Raw genomic sequence first — 21,654 nt, forward strand, 5'->3', positions numbered from 1 at the left:
TTCTGAAACGTTGCATTTGACAATATTAACCAGAATTATCCTTAAGTAGGCATTCTGGTTTGCTTCTAGTCAGGTAATGGGGAGCTTAATTTGCATTAATGCAAGATGTTATCGCTTTGTGGACTTGTTCGCGAGAAATATCCGCACGTAATTCGGATTGACCGATGCCTTTTGGTAAAACAAGGTGTAATTTGCCACCAGATACTTTTTTATCTCTCATCATGTGAGGTAAATAGTCATCAGGTGCCATTTCTACAGGGCCATTGACGGGAAGATTTGCTTTCTCAAGTAGTTGAATAACACGTTGTGTTTCTTCTTCAGTAAATTGACCGAGTGCTTGAGAGGTTCTTGCCGCCATTACCATACCTGCTGCAACTGCTTCACCATGCAACCAAACACCATATCCCATATGAGCTTCAATAGCGTGCCCATAAGTATGGCCTAGATTGAGCAATGCACGTAAGCCACTGGTTTCTTTTTCATCTGCAGCGACAACGTCAGCTTTTAGCTCACAGCAACGACGGATACAAAAAGCCATAGCCTTAGGGTCAAGTGCCAAAAGTTTATCAATATTATTTTCAAGCCAGATAAAGAAGTCTTTATCTAAAATGATGCCATATTTAATAACTTCAGCTAAACCAGATGAAAGTTCACGAGGTGGTAATGTGGCAAGGCAATCGAGATCAATAATGACAGAAGTGGGTTGGTAAAAAGCACCAATCATATTCTTGCCAAGAGGGTGATTAACAGCTGTTTTTCCGCCAACGGATGAATCAACTTGTGATAACAACGTAGTTGGAACTTGGATAAAGCGAACACCACGTTGGTAACTTGCTGCCGCAAAACCGGTTAGATCACCAATAACACCTCCGCCTAATGCGATAAGTGTCGTATCTCGATTGTGATTTTTTTCTAATAATGCAGTAAAGACATCGTTCATGATTTCAAGCGATTTATATTGTTCGCCATCAGGTAAAATCACACTATCAACCAAAACACCTTGTTTTTTTAAGGTGTTTGTTACCTTCTCTAAATAGAGTGGAGCAAGCGTTACATTTGTAACTATCATAACTTGCTGCCCTGATTTTAATGGTAAAAAGGTATCAGGCTGATGAAAAAGGCCAGAAGCAATGGTAATGGGATAGCTTCTTTCACCTAATGTGACAGTGATTTTTTCCATAACAGTGGCCTTTTTCTTATTGTCTTTACTTAACCTTATAAATAGCTGAATTTATTAGTTTTGTTCTAATAATTCAATTATTTGATTGGCTACAATTTTTGCACTCTGATCATCAGTATGAATTGTGATGTCAGCAATCTCTTCATAAAGAGGATTACGTTCTTCAGCTAATGTCTCTAGGACATCACGCACAGGCTCAACACCTTGCAATAAAGGACGTTTTTTATCACGTTGGGTACGAGCGAGTTGCTTTTCAATGTTTGTTTCTAAATAAACAACCACACCACGTGCAGATAGTCTGTTACGGGTTTCTCGCGATTTCACCGAACCGCCACCTGTAGCGAGTACAATACCTTGCTTTTCAGTGAGTTCGTTGATTATTTTCTCTTCTCGTTGACGGAAGCCTTCTTCGCCTTCTACATCAAATACCCAACCTACATCCGCACCTGTACGCCGCTCAATTTCCTGATCGGAATCATAAAACTCCATACTAAGTTGTTGAGCTAACTGACGACCAATAGTGCTTTTGCCGGCACCCATAGGCCCAACCAGAAAGATATTACGTTTCTCTGCCATGTTTTTGGTATTACTAAGATATTCGTTAATGATAACCCGCCCCGCCAAATTCATTCAGCGACGGGACCTAAACTGAAATTTATGAGTGTTTATCTAATTCACACCTGATAACAATTGTTATCTACTCTCATAATAAGACTGAGTTCTTTCAGTAGATCGCTATAAAATAACCACATGCTGTTGCAAACAACAACATAGGATAAAAATCCCTTTGCCTACAGTACATAACAAAAACTACTAAAAAAAGTAATCATCTTTGTTGGCAACGCGAAGATTCTAACACAATTTAGTCGGAAAACCGCATCTGATAATATTGTCTTTTTCGTCATCAAGCGATCAATATTACATATAAAAAGCCCTACCTCAAAGAATAGAGGAAGTGCATAAAATGTATCCGTATTATCATTGTGATGTTTCAGGTCCACTCAAATTAGCTAACCCTTGTAAGCTAAATCGTCCTCATCGTCAAATCTATAAATACTGATTATAAGAAAAAACAATGAATAACTCTCAGTTTAATCCTAGTAAAAAATTGATAATTTATTGTATTTTATAATAAAAAAATTTTTTGAATAAAAAGTTAGATTAATTTGGGTGTAATAAAAATAACCAATTCATGGCGACTATGTTGATCTCTTTTATGGCTAAAAAGTACCCCTAATAATGGGATAGATGATAATAAAGGGATCTTTGCTGTATGCTCTTGCTGCTTTTTTTGAAATATTCCTCCTAACATAATGGTTTCTCCATCATTAATTGTGACTTCTGTACTGATCTCTTGCTTATCGATAGAAAGGTGTTCACTTCCTCCTTGAACGAGGGCAATACCAGGTGTGTTCTGACTGATTTTAAGTATTAACCTTATTTTTTTATTTCTCTGAATAATCGGCGTGACTTCCATCCCTAATACGGCCTCCTTAAATTGAACACGAGTACTTTCATTATCTCGGCTGACATAGGGAATTTCCGTTCCTTGTTTTATTGAGGCGGTTTTCTCATGAGCCGCTGTTAGTCTTGGGCTTGCAATAATTGATAGCTGCTTTTCTTGTTCTAATGCACTTAACTCAAGTTCTAGTAGGCGACCATTAATCCTGGCAATATTAAAGGCAATATAGTGAAGTGGGTTTTTGGTATTTTGATGAAGTGATAATGCAGACAGTGATGGTATTGATAAAGCAGTGTTAGGGGCACTAGGTATAGTATTAGGTATTGTCGATATTGCTTCAGTGTTTGTAGTTTTTAATGCTTGTAAGCCCCACTGTGTACCTAATTCATTTAACGCTTCTTGACTGCTACTGACAATATGCGCCGTGATATGAACTTGTTGTTGTGGTGTATCTTTTAATTTTAGCCAATCTGCGATTTCAGAAAGTGCTTTGTTATTATCGACAATTGAAAGGCTATTAGAGTCACTATCAGCAATGACTCGGCCTTGTTTACTCAATAGTGGGATCGCATAAGTGCTAAGTTGCATCGCTAATGTATCTGCATCAGCATAATTTAACGGATAAAGTTGATGGTGTAATTGTTCAGTTTGTTGTGTGTCTGCCCATGGTTCTTCAGCGAATGTTGGTGGTGTCTTTTCATGATTAATGGCATCAGGAACGTCAGGGAAGAACGGATCTCTCAAATGAGCCAAAACACAAGTTGTCATACATAACATCATAAAGAAAAACAATATTTTCATGATATGCCACCTTGTTCTAATGAGAGTTCTTTTAGTGCCGTCAGTGTGATTTGAACTGAAAGTAACTCTGTTTTTGTTGGAATAATATTGAGCGAGATAAGTAACAATCCTGTTTGATTAAGGTGTTCTAGTAAAGTTAACAAGCGGGCATAAGACAAAGTAAAAGTGAGCTTATATAACGAATTAGGTGAACTTTCCCAAGTTTCAGGGGTGAAATGATAAGTAATAAGTATGTGTTGTAGTTGCTCAGGGGGGGATGGGCTATTTAATGGAATATGATATTCAGCTTGTTGTGCAATAAGTGATTCAAGGGATGGTGTTGTTTCTGACGTCTTTTGATAATGATGAATACGTGTGAGTCTTTGGGTTATTTCCATTTGTTGTTGAATTATTTCTTGCTGATAATTGGTATAAATAACGACGTAATAAAGTAGAAAAATAATAAAAGGTATTGTTAAGCTCAGTAATGTTATTTGCCAGATTGCGAGAGAAACCACAAATTGTAACCATTGCATATTTATCTTCATGGTACTTCCTCGATATCTTTTTTATTCCACGGTTCGTCGATTTCCCATTTTCCCGTTAAATGAACTTCGGTATAAGACGGATAGATTTTACTTTGTTGTAAATAATCTAATGATAGGGCTGCAAGAATGGGGTGATGTTTAAAATGGGTTATAAAAGAAAGCGATTGTGTTTTGGGTAAAATAAGAGCCAAAGAGTGGCGATTATCAGTATCAGAATAATGACTTACCCATACAGTAGCGGGGAGATAAGCTTCAATAGCCTGAAAAAAACGTATGTAATGTAAATAACGTAACCAATTTTGATAATAGAGCGAATAGCGCTGATAGCATAAGTAGGTTTGTTCTTTCTGTTGTTGATAAATGTTGAGTTGCTCTAGCAAATTTTTTTCTTGTTGCTTTATTTGAGTGTGTAATGCTGTGGTGGTATCTCGTTTTTGGACTAAATGATAGGTGTAATAACCGCAAATTATCAGCGTGATAGTGATAAGAACTAACGTTTGATAAGTCCATATTACGATTTTTTTTCTAAATAAATTGTGGCGCCAAGGTAGGTAATTTACTTGATACATGATGACTCCCAAGGGCGTAATGCTAAACCAAGAGCGATAAGGGAGAGTGTGTTTTCCTTTATGGTTGGTTGAAATAAATAATGGGAAAAATCAGGCCAGAGAGGCATTAAATGGCTAAAGTTTGTCGCATTATCGCCAGCAAAATAGCACTGCTCTTTAGACCAATGATATTTCTCTATTAGCTGATAAATAGCGGTTTGTTGTTCTTGTTGATCTTGATAAGGAAGAGTGCCGTAGTGGGGCATTTCATCATCAGATGAAACCCAAAATAGCGTATTGTTTTTACAGTAAATAAGCTTGTTTTGAGGTGAAATTTTTAGGTAAGTGGCTAAATAGCGTAGTGCACACGCGGGTAAATCAATCGCAGAGAGTGTTAAGTTTATTTGGGAAAATAAAGCTATATACTTATCTAATGCGATTTTATGACACAAATGAATAGCGAGTTTGCCGTTATTTTGCCGATAGTCAAAATTAACGGGGTTTTTTGTATTTTGTGTGTAAGATGTGGCTCGTAACTGTGCTAACCGATAACATGCTGCCGATGTAAGGGAAATAAGCGGTGGCAGTGGGATTGTTTGATAACTTTCATAAATATCGGGTAACGAGAGAGTAATATTGTTAATAAAAGGGAGATCCTTGCGCCAGTTTATTAAGATATTTCTTAATTTCGTATCATCTGAATCGTCATTGAGAGGTAAAGGGAATTGCCAAAATGCGCTGATCTTCCATTGTTTATTCTGCTGAAATACCAAAACAGCATTAATATGATGAGTGTTAATTTCAATACCAATCTGGTAATTGTGTGTTTCCATAAATGATATCCATATCTATTGATGAGTAATTGCCTATTTTCAAAGAGGCGTTACCTTTATACTACGCACTGTTTGTTTATAAACTACCCAATCCACACTACATGGGAAATTTAAGGTGAAGTTCTTAAAATATTTTTTCATCTTCGTTTTTGCTTGCATAATTTTGGGAGCAGCCTCGATATACGGTATGTATAAGTATGTTGAGCCTCAGTTACCCGATGTCGCGACATTAAAAGATGTTCGTTTACAAACCCCTATGCAGGTTTTGAGTGCAGACGGAGAATTAATTGCGCAATATGGCGAAAAACGTCGTTTACCGCTAACGCTAGAGGAAATGCCTCCTCAATTAATTAATGCTTTTATCGCAACAGAAGATACCCGTTTTCGTGAGCATCACGGTATCGACCCCATTGGGATCTCGCGTGCGGTAGTTGTCGCATTAACGTCAGGACAAGCTTCTCAAGGTGCAAGTACCATTACGCAACAGTTAGCACGAAATTTCTTTTTAACGCCTGAGAAAAAATTAATGCGAAAAATCAAAGAAGCCTTTTTGGCTATTCGCATTGAAAAAGAGTTAACTAAAGATGAAATTTTAGCGCTGTATCTAAATAAAATTTATCTGGGTAACCGTGCTTATGGTGTGGGTGCCGCAGCTTATGTTTACTTTGGTAAAAGTGTGCATGATCTTAGCCTTAATGAAATGGCCGTCATTGCAGGTTTGCCTAAAGCGCCTTCTACACTAAATCCACTCTATTCTTACGATCGAGCCTTAAAACGCCGTAATGTTGTTTTACTGCGTATGTATGAAGAGAATTACATCACTCGGGCACAATATGAAAGTGCCCGAGCAGAGCCTATTGTGGCGAAATATCATGCTCCCCAAATTGATTTCTCAGCCCCATATCTCACTGAAATGGTGAGAATGGAGATGTATGAGCGCTATGGTGAAAATGCTTATACGGATGGTTATAAAATTTACACAACGGTTATTCGTAAAGATCAGTTAGCTGCAGAAAAAGCCTTACGTGACAATGTGATTGATTATGATATGCGCCATGGTTATCGCGGTGCTCAAGAAGTCCTTTGGCGTGAAGGGCAAACGCCTTGGGATAATGATGCGATCAGTAAAAAATTAAAAGAAATACAAACTTATGGACCATTGATTCCGGCGGTTGTGTTATCTGCAGATGCTAAAGAAGCGAAAGTGGTTTTAAAAAATGGCGATAATATAACCTTAGATTTAAAGGCCGTTCGTTGGGCTCGTAAGTTTATTTCAGATACCGCTCAAGGAGCAACACCAACAAAAGTTGATGCAGTCGTTAATGTTGGTGAGCAAATTTGGGTTCGTCAAAATAATGATAATAATTGGGTATTAGCCCAGCTTCCGGGTGTTAATGCGGCATTTGTTGCATTAAATCCTCTAAATGGCGGAATTATTGCCCTTGTCGGAGGCTTTGATTTTGAAATCAGTAAATTTAATCGTGTTTCTCAATCATTACGTCAAGTGGGTTCGAATATTAAACCTTTCTTGTATGCTGCAGCATTAGATAAAGGTTTAACTCTATCTACGTTACTAAATGACTTACCTATTAGTCGTTGGGATGCGGGTGCTGGTACAGATTGGCGACCTAAAAACTCACCGCCAACTTACGCTGGCCCTATTCGTTTACGTCAGGGATTAGGTCAATCTAAAAACGTGGTAATGGTTCGTGCAATGCGTGCAATGGGTGTGGATTATGCCGCAGACTATCTCTTACGTTTTGGTTTTCCTAACCAAAATATAGACAGAACAGAATCCTTAGCATTAGGCTCGCCATCATTCACCCCAATGCAAATGGTACGCGGTTTTGCTGTTATGGCGAATGGCGGATATTTAATTGAACCTTACTATATCCAACGTATTGAAAATGCAGAAGGTGAAGTGCTGTTTACTGCAGAACCAAAAGTAGCGTGCCCAGACTGTACGGATATACCCGTTATTTACGGTGATACCATGCGTTCTATCGCTCTATCTGATGACTATATGGAAAACGTTGCTCAGTCTAATAAATCACAGCCTGTGGATGCAGCTCCTGAAATTGAATTGGAACAAGCTCCGTTAGCTGAAACTGTTAAAGAAAGCCCTTATGCACCACACGTTATCAGTACACCACTGGCTTATTTAATGCATGATGCATTAAGAACAAACCTTGTGGGTGAGCCGGGATGGTCTGGTACAGGTTGGCGGGCTGTTCGTGATCTAAAACGCCAAGATATTGGTGGTAAAACAGGAACAACCAACAGCTCTAAAGATGCATGGTTCTCGGGTTATGGTGCGAATATTGTTGCTACTGCTTGGATTGGTTTTGATGACAGTAGCCGAAGCTTAGGACGTACTGCGGCTAGTGGTGGTGAAGCGGGTGCTAAAACAGCGCAACCTATTTGGAATGACTTTATGAAAGTCGCACTTGATGGCGTGCCTGTGAATATGATGCCAGCACCAAAAGGTGTTGTCGCTGTTCAAATAGATAGAAGAACGGGCAAACTCGCAGGTGATGGTCCCTCGATGAAAGAGTATTTCATTGAAGGTACACAACCAACTGAAAGAGCAAAAAGTGAAGTGGGAACACAGATTTTTGAGGATAATGGCGAATCTAACGAATTATTCTAATTAGTCGAAAAAACCGGATGTAAAAATCCGGTTTTTTTATCTATTTATTTTGTAAATAACGCTGTGCGAGGAAGAGGGCGCTGACACTACGTGCTTCAGTAAAATCAGGATGATCTAGTAAGTCCATCATTTTTGCGATAGGCCAACGTACTTGAATTAGTGGTTCAGGTTCATCGCCTTCCAGTTGCTCTGGGTAAAGATCATGCGCAATGACGATATTCATTTTGCTGGAAAAATAAGAAGGTGCCATAGAAAGCTTTGCTATTTCTATTAAAGAGTGGGCACCATAACCAATTTCTTCTTTGAGTTCGCGGTTTGCGGCTTGTAGGGCATTTTCGCCGGGATCAATGGCTCCTTTAGGAAAACCAAAGTCATAATTTTCGATACCGACAGCGTATTCACGAATAAGGATAAGGTTGTCATCAATGATCGGAACAATCATAACAGCTTCACGATTCGCTGGTTTCATGCGTTCATAAATACGTTTTTCCCCGTTACTGAACTCCAGATTAACGGATTGGATCTGAAATAATCGAGAACGGGCGATGTTATCAATGTTTAATATGTTGGGTTTTTTAAGTTCTTTCATAACAGCCCCTGGCAGAATAGAGATTAACCTGAATTTAACACATTAATGACAAAATAAATCTAACAATTAGATTTAGCTTTTAAGTGAAAATTGAGTACACTCCGCTACTAAACCTAGTTATTTATTGATTTTTTGAGAATATTATTATTTATTGATCCGCTATTTTACCTGAAGATAGCGTTGTTAGTGGATATAAAATTGATAAGATAAATAAATTATAACGCGCCGATAAAAATATAATCTATTGTATTTAAATAAAAAATAGAACAAAAGAATAGGAATTGCCTTATGTTAGGCAGGGTTTTAAATTTGGTATTGTTACCACGCAGCATCAGTATAAGCATGGGGAAAAAATGAGATTATCAGTCATTATATTGGCTATCTTGATGATAAGCCTATTTATAATGGCCGCCTTTCTATTCTTTAAAAGAAGGCGGCTTGATGACTCACATCATCTCCCCTCTCTTGCCAAACCAACTTATCGTAAGCTCACTTCAGATGACTATGGGCTTATTAGTGATTATTTATCTTATTTTGGTACGTCTGATTTTTCTTCTGGATATTCATTACAAAACTTCCCCGAAATGCCAATTAAAGGTGAAGTCGTTACGACATTAAGAAATATCGTTAACCGTTTTGCTGGTTCATCGGAAGGATTAAATCATTGGCGTTACTATATTGATGCTGTAGAAATTCATATTCCCCCGTTGCTTGTACCTTATCTTCAACAAGAAAATGTCCTCGATGTTGTGTGTACGCCATCTATCCCCATCGTAGTTGGTGTTAATGGGCATTTCTTAAAAGATGAAAAAATCCATTTTTCCGCACTCAGTTTAAAGCAACTTTCTGAACCTATCTTGGCAAATGGTTCTTCCACGATCCAAAAGAATGAAGGTGATGCTGCTCACCTACTGCAAATTAGAGAAGAGACTAACGAAGAATACCGATTACATAACTCATCTGGTTTTTGGGATGGTTCTTTTGTTTGTATAGGGCTTACATTATGGTTAACGGCCTTAATGATGCCTCAGGTTTTCCTTCCTTGGATCTTAGCGATAGGAAGCGTATTTCTTGTCATTGGAATTTTCCTTATTCACAATCCTTTGATTAAGCCGCGTAAGCAAGAAGTCCATTGTTTTAAAGGACGTTTAAAACGCTGGGGGCTTTTCGGTAATTTTGATCATGGGCAGGTAAAAAATGTTTCTTTAGGGGGAATTGATCTTATTTATCCACCTCATTGGGAACCTTATATTCAAGGTGATATTGATAAAGTTACCTATTTAGAAATGTATCCTAGTCATCATGTTATAAAGCAAGGAAGTTATCTTTCATTACATGATGAAGAAAAAAATTATCCTTATAAACGGTATATTAAAAATATTATTTTCGTTTTTTGGAGCTTATTTATTATTGGCATGTTGTATCTTTATCAGCCACTTTCTCTTTCAATGAAACTCAGTTTTTCATGGTTTAAAGATACAGAACCTCATTTAGTGACCAATTTTACTGAATTGGAAACAACGGATTTGCATGTTGGGGATATTATTCAGGCGAAAGGGGTTGGTATGTGTTATATGCCACCTAATCTATCAAGTAAGAATAATAAAACCATTTTTGCACCTTTTGATTGTTCGGGTATTTACTGGAACAACAGCAATCCAATGCCGATGCCTGAGTCGAGCACAATCGAAAAAGCAGCTGCTTTATTACATATGGTTGAAGAGCAACTTCATCCCGTTTCTAATAACCGAGTTAACCCCAGCTTAGGTCAAGCAATTACTAAATCAGGGATGAATCTTTTAGATAACTTCGATGGTATTGTGTTGAAAACACAGGATTTATGTCCACGAGAGAATGAATGTATCCGCTTGAAAATGGCGTTAGTTAATTTGAGTAACGTCAATGACTGGACTGCATTAGTTCAACGTGCTGAGAGTGGTAAACTAACTGGCACCAATGTTTTATTACGTGCAGTAAGTGCTGAGGCCTTGGAAAAGCTTATCGACACCACCACATCTTCTTTCATCTACCGAGAAATAGATAAAGCCGCAATACTGCTAAATAGTCCGCCACCAGGTGGTGTGCTATTAATTAGTGATGAAAGAAAACAGCTCGTTGATTACGCGTCAAATTCAAACTCAGTGTTTGAACCCACGCCGTTAGAACAGTGGCGGGAGTTACAGCGTTTATCCGATATTTTATTACATACACCTTTTGATACAGGTGGCGTAATAACAGGCATGGTTATTGATGCTAATGGTACGTTACAGATATTTTTACATAGCCTACCTGATTCAATGACAATGTTATATTACATCGGTAATACGTTATTATTGTTTCTTGCTATCGGGTTCTTAGTATTGAACCTATTTCTTATCATCCGGCGTCGGCGACAAAACAACCAACGCATGAATAAAATCAGTCTCTATTATGAGCACTGTTTTTATCGCCCTCCTCAGTAAGTCCCTTGTTGTGGAAGGCTATGTGTTTTCACTATCGCCTTCATGAAAGAAGTTGAAGTTTAAGGAGAAAGGGATGAGTCAACCATCACAAGAAAGTGGTGTCCGCTTAGATAAATGGCTTTGGGCTGCTCGTTTTTATAAAACGCGTGCCATTGCTCGCACGATGATTGAAGGTGGTAAAGTCCATTACAATGGTGTGAGAGGCAAGCCAAGTAAAATCGTTGAAGAAGGCGCAGAAATACGTCTGCGACAAGGTAATGATGAACGGACAGTAACCATTCTAATGGTGAGTGCACAGCGACAAGGTGCTACACAAGCGCAGGCACTCTATTGTGAAACACCAGAGAGTATTGCTAAAAGAGAAAAAATTGCTCTAGCGAGAAAAATGAATGCGTTAACAATGCCTCATCCTGAACGTCGCCCGGATAAAAAGGAAAGACGTACCTTACTTCGCTTCAAACAGACAAATTTACAAGAATCGGATTAATCGATTCCCTGAAATGAGAGAACGTTATGTCTAAAAAAGACTCTTTATCACGTTTTTTATTTGAAAAAAACGCGGTACGTGGTGAATTGGTCAATGTGACTGAAACCTATCAATCAATGCTTGAAAATCACCATTATCCTGAGCCAGTTCAATGTCTTCTGGGTGATTTGCTGGTGGCAACGAGTTTGTTAACAGCAACGCTTAAATTTGAAGGAGATATTACTGTTCAAATACAAGGCGATGGCCCAGTACGATTGGTTGTTATCAATGGTAATAACAATCAACAAATGCGCGGCGTTGCGCGTGTGGGTGATGATGTTAAGGCTGGAAGTACATTAAAAGAGATGATCGGGAATGGTTTTATGGTCATCACAGTAACACCAGAGAAGGGTGAGCGTTATCAAGGTATTGTTGCTCTTGATGGTGAAACTATTGAAGCTTGTATTGATAACTATTTTAAGCAATCAGAACAGTTACCGACTCGTGTATTTATTCGTAGTGGTATGCAAGCGGGTAAGACTGCGGCCGCGGGGATGTTATTACAAGTATTACCAGCATCAGAAGAGTTCACGGCAGAACATACGGCGGAACATTTTGAATTACTTACACAATTAACTCACACTATTAAAGCTGAAGAGTTATTTACGCTGGATACTAAAGAGATCTTACATCGTTTATATCACGAAGAAGATGTTACTCTTTATGAGCCTCAAGCTGTTGAATTTCATTGCACTTGTTCGCGTGAACGCTGTGAAAATACATTAGTAACATTGTCTAAAGAAGATGTGAACCACCTGTTGCAAGAACAGGGTAATATCGATATGGAATGTGAGTATTGTGGAACTCATTACATCTTCACAGAGAGTGATGTTAGCAATATCAATAAGTTAGATAACTCTGAATTGCACTGATTCGATTTAGCAAGATGATTTTAACAAAAGGACGTTATTTTACGTCCTTTTTTATTCAACAATTTTTCTGTAGTTTTGTGCATTAGCTCTCGTTCTCAACATAAAAAAATTATAAATTTTCAAAATATTGATAACAATCGCTGTTAATTACTCGTAACACCCTAATATTGCTCGTAGAAAGGTCTATTTATCAGGAGCGAAACTATGAGCGCTAAAGGTCTTACCCCTAAGGATCTCCAGCAGTACGGTATTAAAGACACAAGTGAAATCATTTATAACCCAAGCTATGAGCTGTTATTTAATGAAGAAACCCAACCTGGATTAACAGGTTATGAACGAGGCACATTAACCTCGTTAGGCGCTATTGCCGTTGATACAGGTATATTTACTGGACGTTCTCCGAAAGATAAATACATTGTTCGTGATGATGTTACTCGTGACACTGTGTGGTGGGCTGATCAGGGAAAAGGTAAAAATGATAACAAACCACTCTCACAAGAAGTGTGGTCTGACTTAAAATCATTGGTAACCAATCAGCTATCAGGCAAACGTTTGTTTGTTGTTGATGCATTTTGTGGTGCGAATGCGGATACACGTTTAAAAGTACGTTTTATTACGGAAGTTGCTTGGCAAGCCCATTTTGTTAAAAATATGTTTATTCGTCCTGAACAAGAAGAGCTGGAAAATTTCACACCAGACTTCATTGTGATGAACGGAGCGAAATGTACAAATCCAAATTGGAAGGCACAAGGACTTAATTCTGAGAACTTCGTTGCTTTCAATTTAACTGAACGCATTCAGTTAATCGGTGGTACTTGGTATGGTGGCGAGATGAAGAAAGGCATGTTCTCTATGATGAACTACTTTCTTCCTCTTAAAGGTATGGCTTCTATGCACTGCTCCGCAAACGTTGGCGAAAGTGGTGATGTGGCTATTTTCTTTGGTTTATCTGGTACAGGTAAAACAACCCTTTCAACAGATCCTAAGCGTAAGTTAATTGGTGATGATGAGCATGGTTGGGATGATGACGGCGTGTTTAACTTTGAAGGGGGTTGTTATGCGAAAACGATCCACTTATCAAAAGAAGCTGAGCCTGATATCTATGGTGCAATTAAACGTGACGCACTGTTAGAAAACGTGGTTGTGTTATCGGATGGTTCTGTTGATTTCGACGATGGCTCAAAAACAGAAAATACCCGTGTTTCTTACCCAATTTATCATATCGATAATATCGTTAAACCTGTTTCTAAAGCCGGTCACGCTAAGAAAGTGATCTTCTTAACAGCAGATGCTTTTGGTGTGTTACCTCCAGTTTCACGTTTAACGCCAGAACAAACGCAATATCACTTCTTATCTGGTTTTACCGCTAAGCTTGCAGGAACAGAACGTGGTGTAACAGAGCCAACACCAACATTCTCAGCATGTTTTGGTGCGGCATTCTTATCTCTGCATCCAACACAATATGCTGAAGTATTGGTAAAACGTATGCAAGCATCTGGAGCAAAAGCCTATCTGGTTAATACAGGTTGGAACGGCACAGGTAAGCGTATCTCAATTAAAGATACTCGCGCTATTATTGATGCCATCTTAAATGGTGATATTGATAATGCGCCAATGAAAACATTACCTGTGTTTGATTTAGAGATCCCAACAGCACTACCAGGTGTTAACAGTGAAATTTTAGATCCTCGTGATACTTATACGGATAAAGCGCAATGGGACATGAAAGCAGACGATCTCGCTGATCGTTTTGTGAAAAACTTTGATAAGTATACAGATACACCAGCAGGTCAAGCACTGACAAAAGTTGGGCCAAAACGTTAATTATTTAGAGTACTAATAAAAACGCCAAATTCATAGGATATGATTTTGGTGTTTTTTTATTTGAAGTATTAGAGAAAAAAAATCCCTGAAATGCGAGAGTATTTCAGGGAGTAAAAAGGAAATAAAGTGAAACTATCTATTAGAGAAAAAGTGGCTTTAGAGGGTGATAACCCAACTATGCTTTTACAGGAGGCAAATCAAACAATAAAACCTCACTGTCTTCATCACCAACGAAACGGATCATATCTTCATCAGCAATAGCTACACCATCACTGGTGGTCGCAATTATGTCATTAATGGCTATTTTTCCTTTTACAATTTGTAGCCAAACATTGCGTCCCGTTTCTACTTGATATTGTGCTTCTTCGCCTTTTTTCAGGTTCCAACGCCATAAGATCATGTCTTGGAATACTTTTAAAGAGCCATCACGGGCATCTGGCGACAAAATAAGCTGTTTACTTACTGTTGTATCAAAACGACGTTGATCGTAACGTGGTGTAATACCGACAGTATTTGGCATAATCCAGATTTGGTAGAAATGTAGCCCTTGATCACTATTCGGATTATATTCTGAATGGGTGATCCCTGTACCAGCACTCATTATCTGAAACTCACCTGCAGGTACATTTTCTTTATTACCCATACTGTCTTTATGCTCGATATTACCTTCAAGCACATAGGTTAAAATTTCCATATCTTTATGAGGGTGAGTGCCAAAACCTTCACCAGGTATTACACGATCTTCATTAATCACACGTAATGCAGAAAATCCCATAAAATTACGATCGTAATAGTTTGCGAAAGAGAAGGTATGCCAGCTATCTAGCCAACCATGATTAGCGTGTCCTCTTTCATTTGCTTTGCGTAGATAAATCATTATGTGTTTCCTTCTCATCAGTTGTTGAACACAGTTTACGCAATAGCACAAAGTAGAAAAGCGGAGGAATTTAACCTGAGGATCCAAATAATTTGAATAAGGAGAAATAAAAATATCGAATAAGTGCTAGAAAAGAAAAAAGCCAGCACCCGGCTGGCTAAAATAAAACACTGGAAGCAATGTGAGCAATGTCGTTCTTTCATATCACCCTGAAGGAGGTGCGTCTGAAAGTGTTATTGATGATAATAGTTCTCAGTATCATTTGTAAAGCCCTTTTTTTAAACAATACAGAAAAAAGCAATGAAAAAGTTTTAACTTACTGATTAACGAGTTATTTTATTTTAATAATTTTTTAAAATAGTAATATAACCAAATAGTTAACAATATTTTTTATAAGGTTATTCGTAGAAAAAAGAATAAGAAATACGTTATAAAACCAGAGTAAAAGAAGGGATATGAGTCATTTTCAGTCGCTATTAAGAGATAAAACAAAATCCAGCCATCATTGATTGATGATAACTGGGTTTTGTTATGTATGGCTTATAAATTTATAGAATTATAAATCCAGTATTTATAATTTTAACATTGGTACATTTATTTATTATTACCCAGCAAAGTCGATTTTGGTGTTGAAATAAGGCTCTGAGCACAGGCATACGCGGAACTCCACGCCCATTGGAAGTTATATCCACCTAACCAACCTGTTACATCCACTACTTCACCAATGAAATAGAGTCCTTTTACTTTGGTGGCTTCCATCGTTTTAGAGGAAAGGGCACGAGTATCTACGCCACCCAGAGTGACTTCTGCAGTACGATATCCTTCAGTACCATTAGGCTGAACTTGCCATTCTTGCAGCAACGTTGCAATTTGAGTAATGCGTTCGTTGTTAAGTTGAGTGAGGGGAATATCAGGCAACTGTTTATTTTCTATCATTATTTCAATAAAACGCTTTGGTAATAAGCGAGATAATGTATTTTTTAATGATTGATTTGGGTGCTCTTGGCGTTTTTCTTGTAGAAGACTTTCAAGATCAATATTTGGAAGTAAGTTAATACTTACATACTCTCCGGGTTGCCAATAACTAGAGATTTGCAAAATAGCTGGGCCTGAAAGGCCTCGGTGAGTAAAAAGAATGTTTTCTTTAAAACTCGTTCCATTTTTTGCCGTCACAATAGCAGGTACAGCGACACCTGATAGCTGACTTAATTGCTCAAGTTGGGGTTTATGTAGTGTAAAAGGCACTAAGCCTGCACGAGTGGGTAAAACCGGGAGGCCAAATTGTTCTGCAACTTTATAGCCAAAAGGTGTCGCACCTAAACCAGGCATGGAAAGCCCACCACTAGCAATAACAACAGAAGGGGTCACAATCACTTTTCCATCAACAAAAATAGTGAAGCCTTCATCTGTTTTCTCGATTAACGTCACTTCGCTACGTAAGCGAATACTCACTTTTCCTTTTTGACACTCGGTAAGTAATAAATCCACAATTTGCTGTGCTGAATCATCACAAAAGAGTTGGCCTAATGTTTTCTCATGATAGGCAATGTTATGTTTTTGCACTAATTCAATAAGATCCCATTGTGTATAGCGAGCAAGTGCTGACTTACAAAAATGAGGATTCTCTGATAAATAGGCTGAAGGCTCGATATACATATTGGTAAAATTGCAACGGCCACCTCCTGACATAAGAATTTTTCGCCCTGCTTTTTTACCGTTATCTAGCACTAAAACAGATAATCCTGCTTGTCCTGCTAAAGATGCACAAAAAAGCCCCGCGGCACCTGCACCTATAATTACTGTATCGTATGATCCCACAATGATGTCTCGTTCTTGGTTTTCTCTGACTACTTAATCAATGATTTTCGCGTAAGATCAGAGTGTTTTTGTAAAATTATATGGAGAAATTTGTATTTTTCACCTAAATTCGTATTAGCAAGGAAAAAATTTGTCAGAAATTTACTTTTTTTTTATTTTTATTAATTAAATGATATATAAGGAATTATCTTAAAAAGGCTCTGATTTTCTTGGTTATCAAATCAAAAAAAGGTTAAATTTCGCTTCCACCGTTCGCATTTGTCGCTGATAATGCGCCGCGTTCATGTCCAACTAACTGGCTTAACGTCTATGCTACATTTGTTTACTGACCTAGAATTTCATACAGGTTTAATGTTGGTTTTAGCACTGCTTTTTGTGCTATTTTATGAAGCTATTAACGGCTTCCATGATACCGCAAATGCGGTAGCAACTGTTATCTATACTCGTGCTATGCGTGCGCAATTTGCGGTCGTGATGGCGGGTGTATTTAACTTCCTTGGAGTTTTGCTCGGTGGTTTGAGCGTAGCTTATGCTATCGTTCACTTGTTACCGACAGATCTTCTGCTGAATGTGAGCTCAGGTCATGGCCTTGCTATGGTCTTCTCGTTGTTGTTAGCCGCCATTATCTGGAATTTAGGTACATGGTATTTCGGCATTCCAGCATCAAGTTCACATACGCTGATAGGTGCTATCATTGGTATTGGTTTAACAAATGCTATCGTGACAGATTCGTCTATCGTTGATGCGTTAAACATTCCAAAAATGATCAGTATCTTCCTATCTCTCATTCTTTCTCCAATTATCGGCTTGGTTATTGCAGGCGCGATGATTTTCTTACTGCGCCGTTACTGGAGTGGTACGAAAAAACGTCGTCGTATTCACCTGACACCTGCTGAACGTGAAAAACAAGATGGTAAACGTAAGCCACCATTTTGGACTCGTACTGCACTGATTTTATCTGCAGTTGGGGTCAGTTTTTCTCATGGTGCAAATGATGGGCAGAAAGGTATCGGTCTTATCATGTTAGTATTAATTGGTGTGGCGCCTGCGGGCTTTGTCGTCAATATGAGTGCTAGCGGATACGATATCACCAAAACACATGATGCCGTTGTGCACTTACAACAGTATTATGAGAAGCATCAGCCAGCATTACAGCATGCTATCGAAAATACACCAGCAGTGTCAGCACAAACTGATCCTAGTGATACTGATTTCCATTGTAACAGCGCGAGAACGCCAATTGTTCTGAATCAAACAGAACAAATGCTGGCAAATATTAGTTCTTATGATGAACTAACAGCAGACCAGCGTGCTCAAATGCGTCGATTACTAATGTGTATCGCTGATACCGCAACAGAAGTGGCTAAATTACCTGAAACTAGCGCCCAAGATGCACGGTTCTTAAAAACATTGAGTCGTGACCTGCTAAACACTGTGGAATATGCACCGATTTGGATTATTGTTGCAGTGGCATTAGCGCTCTCTATTGGGACAATGGTAGGTTGGAAACGTGTTGCAGTAACGATTGGTGAGAAAATTGGTAAAAAAGGTATGACTTATGCTCAAGGGGTTTCTGCTCAGGTAACAGCTGCAGTGTCCATTGGTGTCGCAAGTTATACGGGTATGCCTGTATCAACAACACAAGTTCTATCATCTGCAGTTGCAGGTACGATGATTGTTGATGGTGGAGGGGTTCAAACGAAGACGGTGAAAAATATTGCACTAGCTTGGATCTTAACATTACCAGTTAGCATTGGTTTATCAGGTTTACTTTATTGGATATCACTGACATTCATTGTGAATGGCTGATAAGCAATAAACTACCCAAGTTTGTTTATAAACGGTGACTTTTAGTCACCGTTTTTTTGTTTTTATCACCTACCAAATGAGCATCGCAATTAAACTTGCTACAGCCAAAATACAAAAACGGCTAACAAGATAAAATTGTCGATAAATTCGCTCGCAACGCATAATCACTTCAGGATTATGATGGTTGGTATATTGGCGTTGGTTGATGTAGCGGATCAGTCGCAATTGTTTGGAAAATTGCCCATGCATAGTAAAAAAACCATTACCATCCACTGATTGATAGAGTAACGGATCAGATTGGCGCAATATTGTGAGTAATACCCGAATAGATGAAAAATAACGCATCATATTAATCAGGCAAAGAATACAGAGCGCCCAAAAGATAACAATGACATTAAACATAATCCCCTCCCTAGAATAATAGATTCAGAGATGAGAAAACCTTTACCCATAGAGGTTACTTTTTTCTCTTATTTAAGTTTAGGTGAAATTAAACAATAAACAAAAGTGACGTGTTTAAGTTGTTTCCTTTTTCAAAAAAATGGATAAAAAATAACTCTAAAAGGGTGTTTTTGTTGTTTTTTATACTCAATTCTCATTATTATGATGATATTGTCGGTGAATGACATCGTGATAATCTAAAATGGTGTATATTGTTATTTATCGATAGATGCTTTCTTGATGAATTTGACATAAGTTGTGATCAAGGCGACATCTAACTTTCATCTTAAAACGTTATATTTAATATATAGGATTTAGGCTTAACCGCCTTTCCAACCGATTAATCAGCTTATGGAAGGAGTTCACGATGGCTTATAAGCATATTCTAGTGGCAGTTGATTTATCCCCTGAGAGTAACGTCTTAGTACAGAAAGCTGTATCTATGGCAAAACCCTATAATGCCAAAGTTTCCTTAATTCACGTTGATGTTAACTATTCTGATCTTTATACCGGTCTAATTGATGTTAACCTCGGTGATATGCAACAACGTATTACTGATGAAACCCGTAACGCGTTAAAAGACCTCTCAGATAAATCAGGTTATGAAATTCAGGAAACCTTGAGTGGTAGCGGTGATTTAGGCCAAGTTCTGGTTGATGCGATTAAAAAATACGATATGGACTTAGTTGTTTGCGGTCATCACCAAGACTTCTGGAGCAAATTGATGTCATCAGCACGTCAATTAATTAATACAGTACATGTTGATATGTTAATTGTTCCTTTGAAAGATGATGAATAATAATCGCTTGCTTGTTTAAGCAAAAAAAATGCCTGCTTATGCAGGTATTTTTTTGCCTAAAATTCCTATTTTTCCTGCTGTTAAACAGAGTCAACCTTTTTTTTTTGTCTAATTATGAAAAAAATGTCTTGAAGTGTGAATGTATTTTAATGATATATTCAAGAAGCAAAACAACATCAACCTCACAAAACCCAAAAATATTCCGAATAAATGAGGTTATGCCAACATCACATTACACAAAAAAGGAATAGCGGAATGAATATATCTGGCTCATTGTCTTCGTTTTTAGAAGGGGTAGAAAAATATAACGCTCATCAACCTGAGTATCATCAGGCGGTCCGTGAAGTTTTTACCACTTTGTGGCCTTTTTTAGAGAAAAATCCACAATATCGTGAACAATCATTACTTGAGCGCTTAGTTGAGCCTGAACGTATTATTCAGTTTCGCGTTTGTTGGTTAGATGATAAAGGACAGGTGCAGGTTAACCGTGCATGGCGTATCCAATTTAACTCAGCTATCGGACCTTACAAAGGTGGCATGCGTTTTCACCCATCAGTGAACCTTTCCATTCTAAAATTCTTAGGTTTTGAGCAAACATTTAAAAATGCCTTAACGACATTACCAATGGGGGGGGCGAAAGGTGGCTCGGACTTTAACCCTAAAGGTAAAAGCCATGGGGAAGTCATGCGTTTTTGTCAGGCTCTAATGACTGAACTTTATCGTCATTTAGGAGCTAACACAGATGTTCCAGCAGGAGATATTGGTGTAGGTGCGCGTGAAGTTGGCTTTATGGCAGGCATGATGAAAAAACTGTCTAATAGCAATGAATGTGTATTTACAGGGAAAGGTCTTTCATTTGGAGGCAGTTTAATCCGCCCAGAAGCCACTGGATACGGTTTAGTTTACTTTACTAATGCGATGCTTAAACGTCATGGTATGTCTCTTGAGGGGATGCGTGTGGCAGTTTCTGGTGCGGGTAATGTGGCGCAGTTCACTATCGAAAAATGTTTAGAGCTAGGTGCTAAGGTTATTACAGCATCAGATTCAGGTGGTACGGTTGTTGATGAAGCTGGATTTACTACTGAAAAACTCGCACGCCTAACTGAAATTAAAAATAACTATGGCCGTGTTGAAGAATATGCCAAAGAATTTGGTTTAACCTACCTTGAAGGGCAACAACCTTGGTCTGTTCCTGTTGATATTGCGCTGCCTTGTGCAACACAAAATGAATTAGATTTAGAAGCGGCTAACGTCTTGATTAAAAATGGTGTTAAAGCGGTTGCTGAAGGTGCAAATATGCCAACGACAATTGCTGCAACGGATGCCTTTATTGAAGCGGGTGTTCTTTTTGCACCGGGTAAAGCAGCTAATGCAGGTGGCGTTGCAACCTCTGGTTTAGAAATGGCACAGAATGCGGCTCGTCTAAGCTGGAAAGCAGAGAAAGTGGATGCTCGCTTACATCACATCATGTTAGATATTCACCATGCTTGTGTTAATTATGGTGGTGAAGGTAAGCAAACTAATTATATTCAAGGTGCGAACATTGCTGGCTTTGTCAAAGTTGCAGATGCAATGCTGGCACAAGGTGTATTGTAAATCTCATTGATTCTGAACGGGTGTGTAACACCCGTCAGAT

The 21,654-nt window shown here is 38.3% G+C and carries 18 protein-coding genes; 8 read left to right on the plus strand and 10 right to left on the minus strand.

Annotation, left to right across the window (positions count from 1 at the left end):
* Positions 1 to 85 precede the first annotated feature (85 nt).
* The 6 genes from aroB to JEP40_RS13325 form a co-directional block, all read right to left on the minus strand.
* Positions 86 to 1,180, minus strand: coding sequence for a 3-dehydroquinate synthase (gene aroB, locus JEP40_RS13300; RefSeq protein WP_198623917.1), 1,095 nt, complete (start codon positions 1,178 to 1,180; stop codon positions 86 to 88).
* Positions 1,181 to 1,234: 54 nt separating this feature from the next.
* Positions 1,235 to 1,756 (minus strand): shikimate kinase AroK, encoded by a 522-nt coding sequence (aroK, locus tag JEP40_RS13305; RefSeq protein ID WP_036914409.1) that lies wholly within the window; start codon positions 1,754 to 1,756, stop codon positions 1,235 to 1,237.
* Positions 1,757 to 2,336: 580 nt separating this feature from the next.
* Entirely contained in the window at positions 2,337 to 3,443 is a 1,107-nt protein-coding gene (pilQ, locus tag JEP40_RS13310) for a type IV pilus secretin PilQ (RefSeq protein ID WP_198623918.1), read from the minus strand.
* Positions 3,440 to 3,970 (minus strand): hypothetical protein, encoded by a 531-nt coding sequence (locus tag JEP40_RS13315; protein ID WP_198623919.1) that lies wholly within the window; start codon positions 3,968 to 3,970, stop codon positions 3,440 to 3,442. The genes pilQ and JEP40_RS13315 overlap by 4 nt, the downstream gene beginning before the upstream one ends.
* A complete protein-coding gene (locus JEP40_RS13320) occupies positions 3,967 to 4,539 on the minus strand; it encodes a fimbrial assembly protein (protein ID WP_198623920.1) in 573 nt (190 codons plus the stop codon). The genes JEP40_RS13315 and JEP40_RS13320 overlap by 4 nt, the downstream gene beginning before the upstream one ends.
* Positions 4,527 to 5,351 carry a hypothetical protein gene (locus JEP40_RS13325; RefSeq protein ID WP_198623921.1) on the minus strand — a complete coding sequence of 275 codons (825 nt, stop codon included), beginning with the start codon at positions 5,349 to 5,351 and terminating at the stop codon, positions 4,527 to 4,529. Before JEP40_RS13325 ends, JEP40_RS13320 begins: the two co-directional genes overlap by 13 nt.
* A gap of 115 nt (positions 5,352 to 5,466) precedes the next feature.
* On the opposite strand from JEP40_RS13325, the gene mrcA reads away from it, so the two are divergent.
* Positions 5,467 to 8,001, plus strand: a complete 2,535-nt coding sequence (gene mrcA, locus JEP40_RS13330; RefSeq protein WP_198623922.1) for a peptidoglycan glycosyltransferase/peptidoglycan DD-transpeptidase MrcA — start codon at positions 5,467 to 5,469, stop codon at positions 7,999 to 8,001.
* 40 nt (positions 8,002 to 8,041) lie between these two features.
* On the opposite strand, the gene nudE is transcribed toward mrcA, so the two are convergent.
* The gene (gene nudE, locus JEP40_RS13335; protein ID WP_198623923.1) at positions 8,042 to 8,590 is read right to left on the minus strand and encodes an ADP compounds hydrolase NudE; all 549 of its coding nucleotides are present in this window, start codon (positions 8,588 to 8,590) and stop codon (positions 8,042 to 8,044) included.
* A gap of 353 nt (positions 8,591 to 8,943) precedes the next feature.
* Between nudE and umoB the strand changes: the two genes are divergently transcribed.
* The 4 genes from umoB to pckA all read left to right on the plus strand — a co-directional run bounded on the left by umoB (position 8,944) and on the right by pckA (position 14,274).
* Positions 8,944 to 11,052, plus strand: a complete 2,109-nt coding sequence (gene umoB, locus JEP40_RS13340; RefSeq protein ID WP_198623924.1) for a flagellar biogenesis regulator UmoB — start codon at positions 8,944 to 8,946, stop codon at positions 11,050 to 11,052.
* Positions 11,053 to 11,125: 73 nt separating this feature from the next.
* Positions 11,126 to 11,539, plus strand: a complete 414-nt coding sequence (gene hslR / locus JEP40_RS13345; RefSeq protein WP_198623925.1) for a ribosome-associated heat shock protein Hsp15 — start codon at positions 11,126 to 11,128, stop codon at positions 11,537 to 11,539.
* A 26-nt stretch (positions 11,540 to 11,565) separates the two neighbouring features.
* On the plus strand, positions 11,566 to 12,450 hold the full coding sequence (hslO, locus tag JEP40_RS13350) for an Hsp33 family molecular chaperone HslO (protein WP_198623926.1): 885 nt from the start codon (positions 11,566 to 11,568) through the stop codon (positions 12,448 to 12,450).
* Between the two features lie 204 nt (positions 12,451 to 12,654).
* Positions 12,655 to 14,274: a phosphoenolpyruvate carboxykinase (ATP) gene (pckA, locus tag JEP40_RS13355; RefSeq protein ID WP_198623927.1), complete on the plus strand. Its 1,620-nt coding sequence runs from the start codon at positions 12,655 to 12,657 to the stop codon at positions 14,272 to 14,274.
* Positions 14,275 to 14,449: 175 nt separating this feature from the next.
* On the opposite strand, the gene JEP40_RS13360 is transcribed toward pckA, so the two are convergent.
* Complete coding sequence (locus JEP40_RS13360; RefSeq protein WP_198623928.1) at positions 14,450 to 15,151, minus strand: pirin family protein; 702 nt, start codon at positions 15,149 to 15,151, stop codon at positions 14,450 to 14,452.
* Between the two features lie 594 nt (positions 15,152 to 15,745).
* Positions 15,746 to 16,969, minus strand: coding sequence for an NAD(P)/FAD-dependent oxidoreductase (locus tag JEP40_RS13365; RefSeq protein ID WP_198623929.1), 1,224 nt, complete (start codon positions 16,967 to 16,969; stop codon positions 15,746 to 15,748).
* 309 nt (positions 16,970 to 17,278) lie between these two features.
* Between JEP40_RS13365 and pitA the strand changes: the two genes are divergently transcribed.
* Complete coding sequence (gene pitA / locus JEP40_RS13370) at positions 17,279 to 18,778, plus strand: inorganic phosphate transporter PitA (protein ID WP_109409952.1); 1,500 nt, start codon at positions 17,279 to 17,281, stop codon at positions 18,776 to 18,778.
* Between the two features lie 69 nt (positions 18,779 to 18,847).
* On the opposite strand, the gene uspB is transcribed toward pitA, so the two are convergent.
* Positions 18,848 to 19,180 (minus strand): universal stress protein UspB, encoded by a 333-nt coding sequence (gene uspB, locus JEP40_RS13375; RefSeq protein ID WP_072068946.1) that lies wholly within the window; start codon positions 19,178 to 19,180, stop codon positions 18,848 to 18,850.
* Positions 19,181 to 19,586: 406 nt separating this feature from the next.
* Here uspB and uspA point away from each other — a divergent pair, with 406 nt between their 5' ends.
* Positions 19,587 to 20,018 (plus strand): universal stress protein UspA, encoded by a 432-nt coding sequence (uspA, locus tag JEP40_RS13380; RefSeq protein WP_023583131.1) that lies wholly within the window; start codon positions 19,587 to 19,589, stop codon positions 20,016 to 20,018.
* 255 nt (positions 20,019 to 20,273) lie between these two features.
* Positions 20,274 to 21,614: an NADP-specific glutamate dehydrogenase gene (gene gdhA / locus JEP40_RS13385; protein ID WP_198623930.1), complete on the plus strand. Its 1,341-nt coding sequence runs from the start codon at positions 20,274 to 20,276 to the stop codon at positions 21,612 to 21,614.
* The last annotated feature ends 40 nt before the right edge of the window (positions 21,615 to 21,654 follow it).

It is taken from the genome of Proteus vulgaris, assembly GCF_016239305.1.
In the GTDB taxonomy this organism is placed as follows: domain Bacteria; phylum Pseudomonadota; class Gammaproteobacteria; order Enterobacterales; family Enterobacteriaceae; genus Proteus; species Proteus vulgaris_C.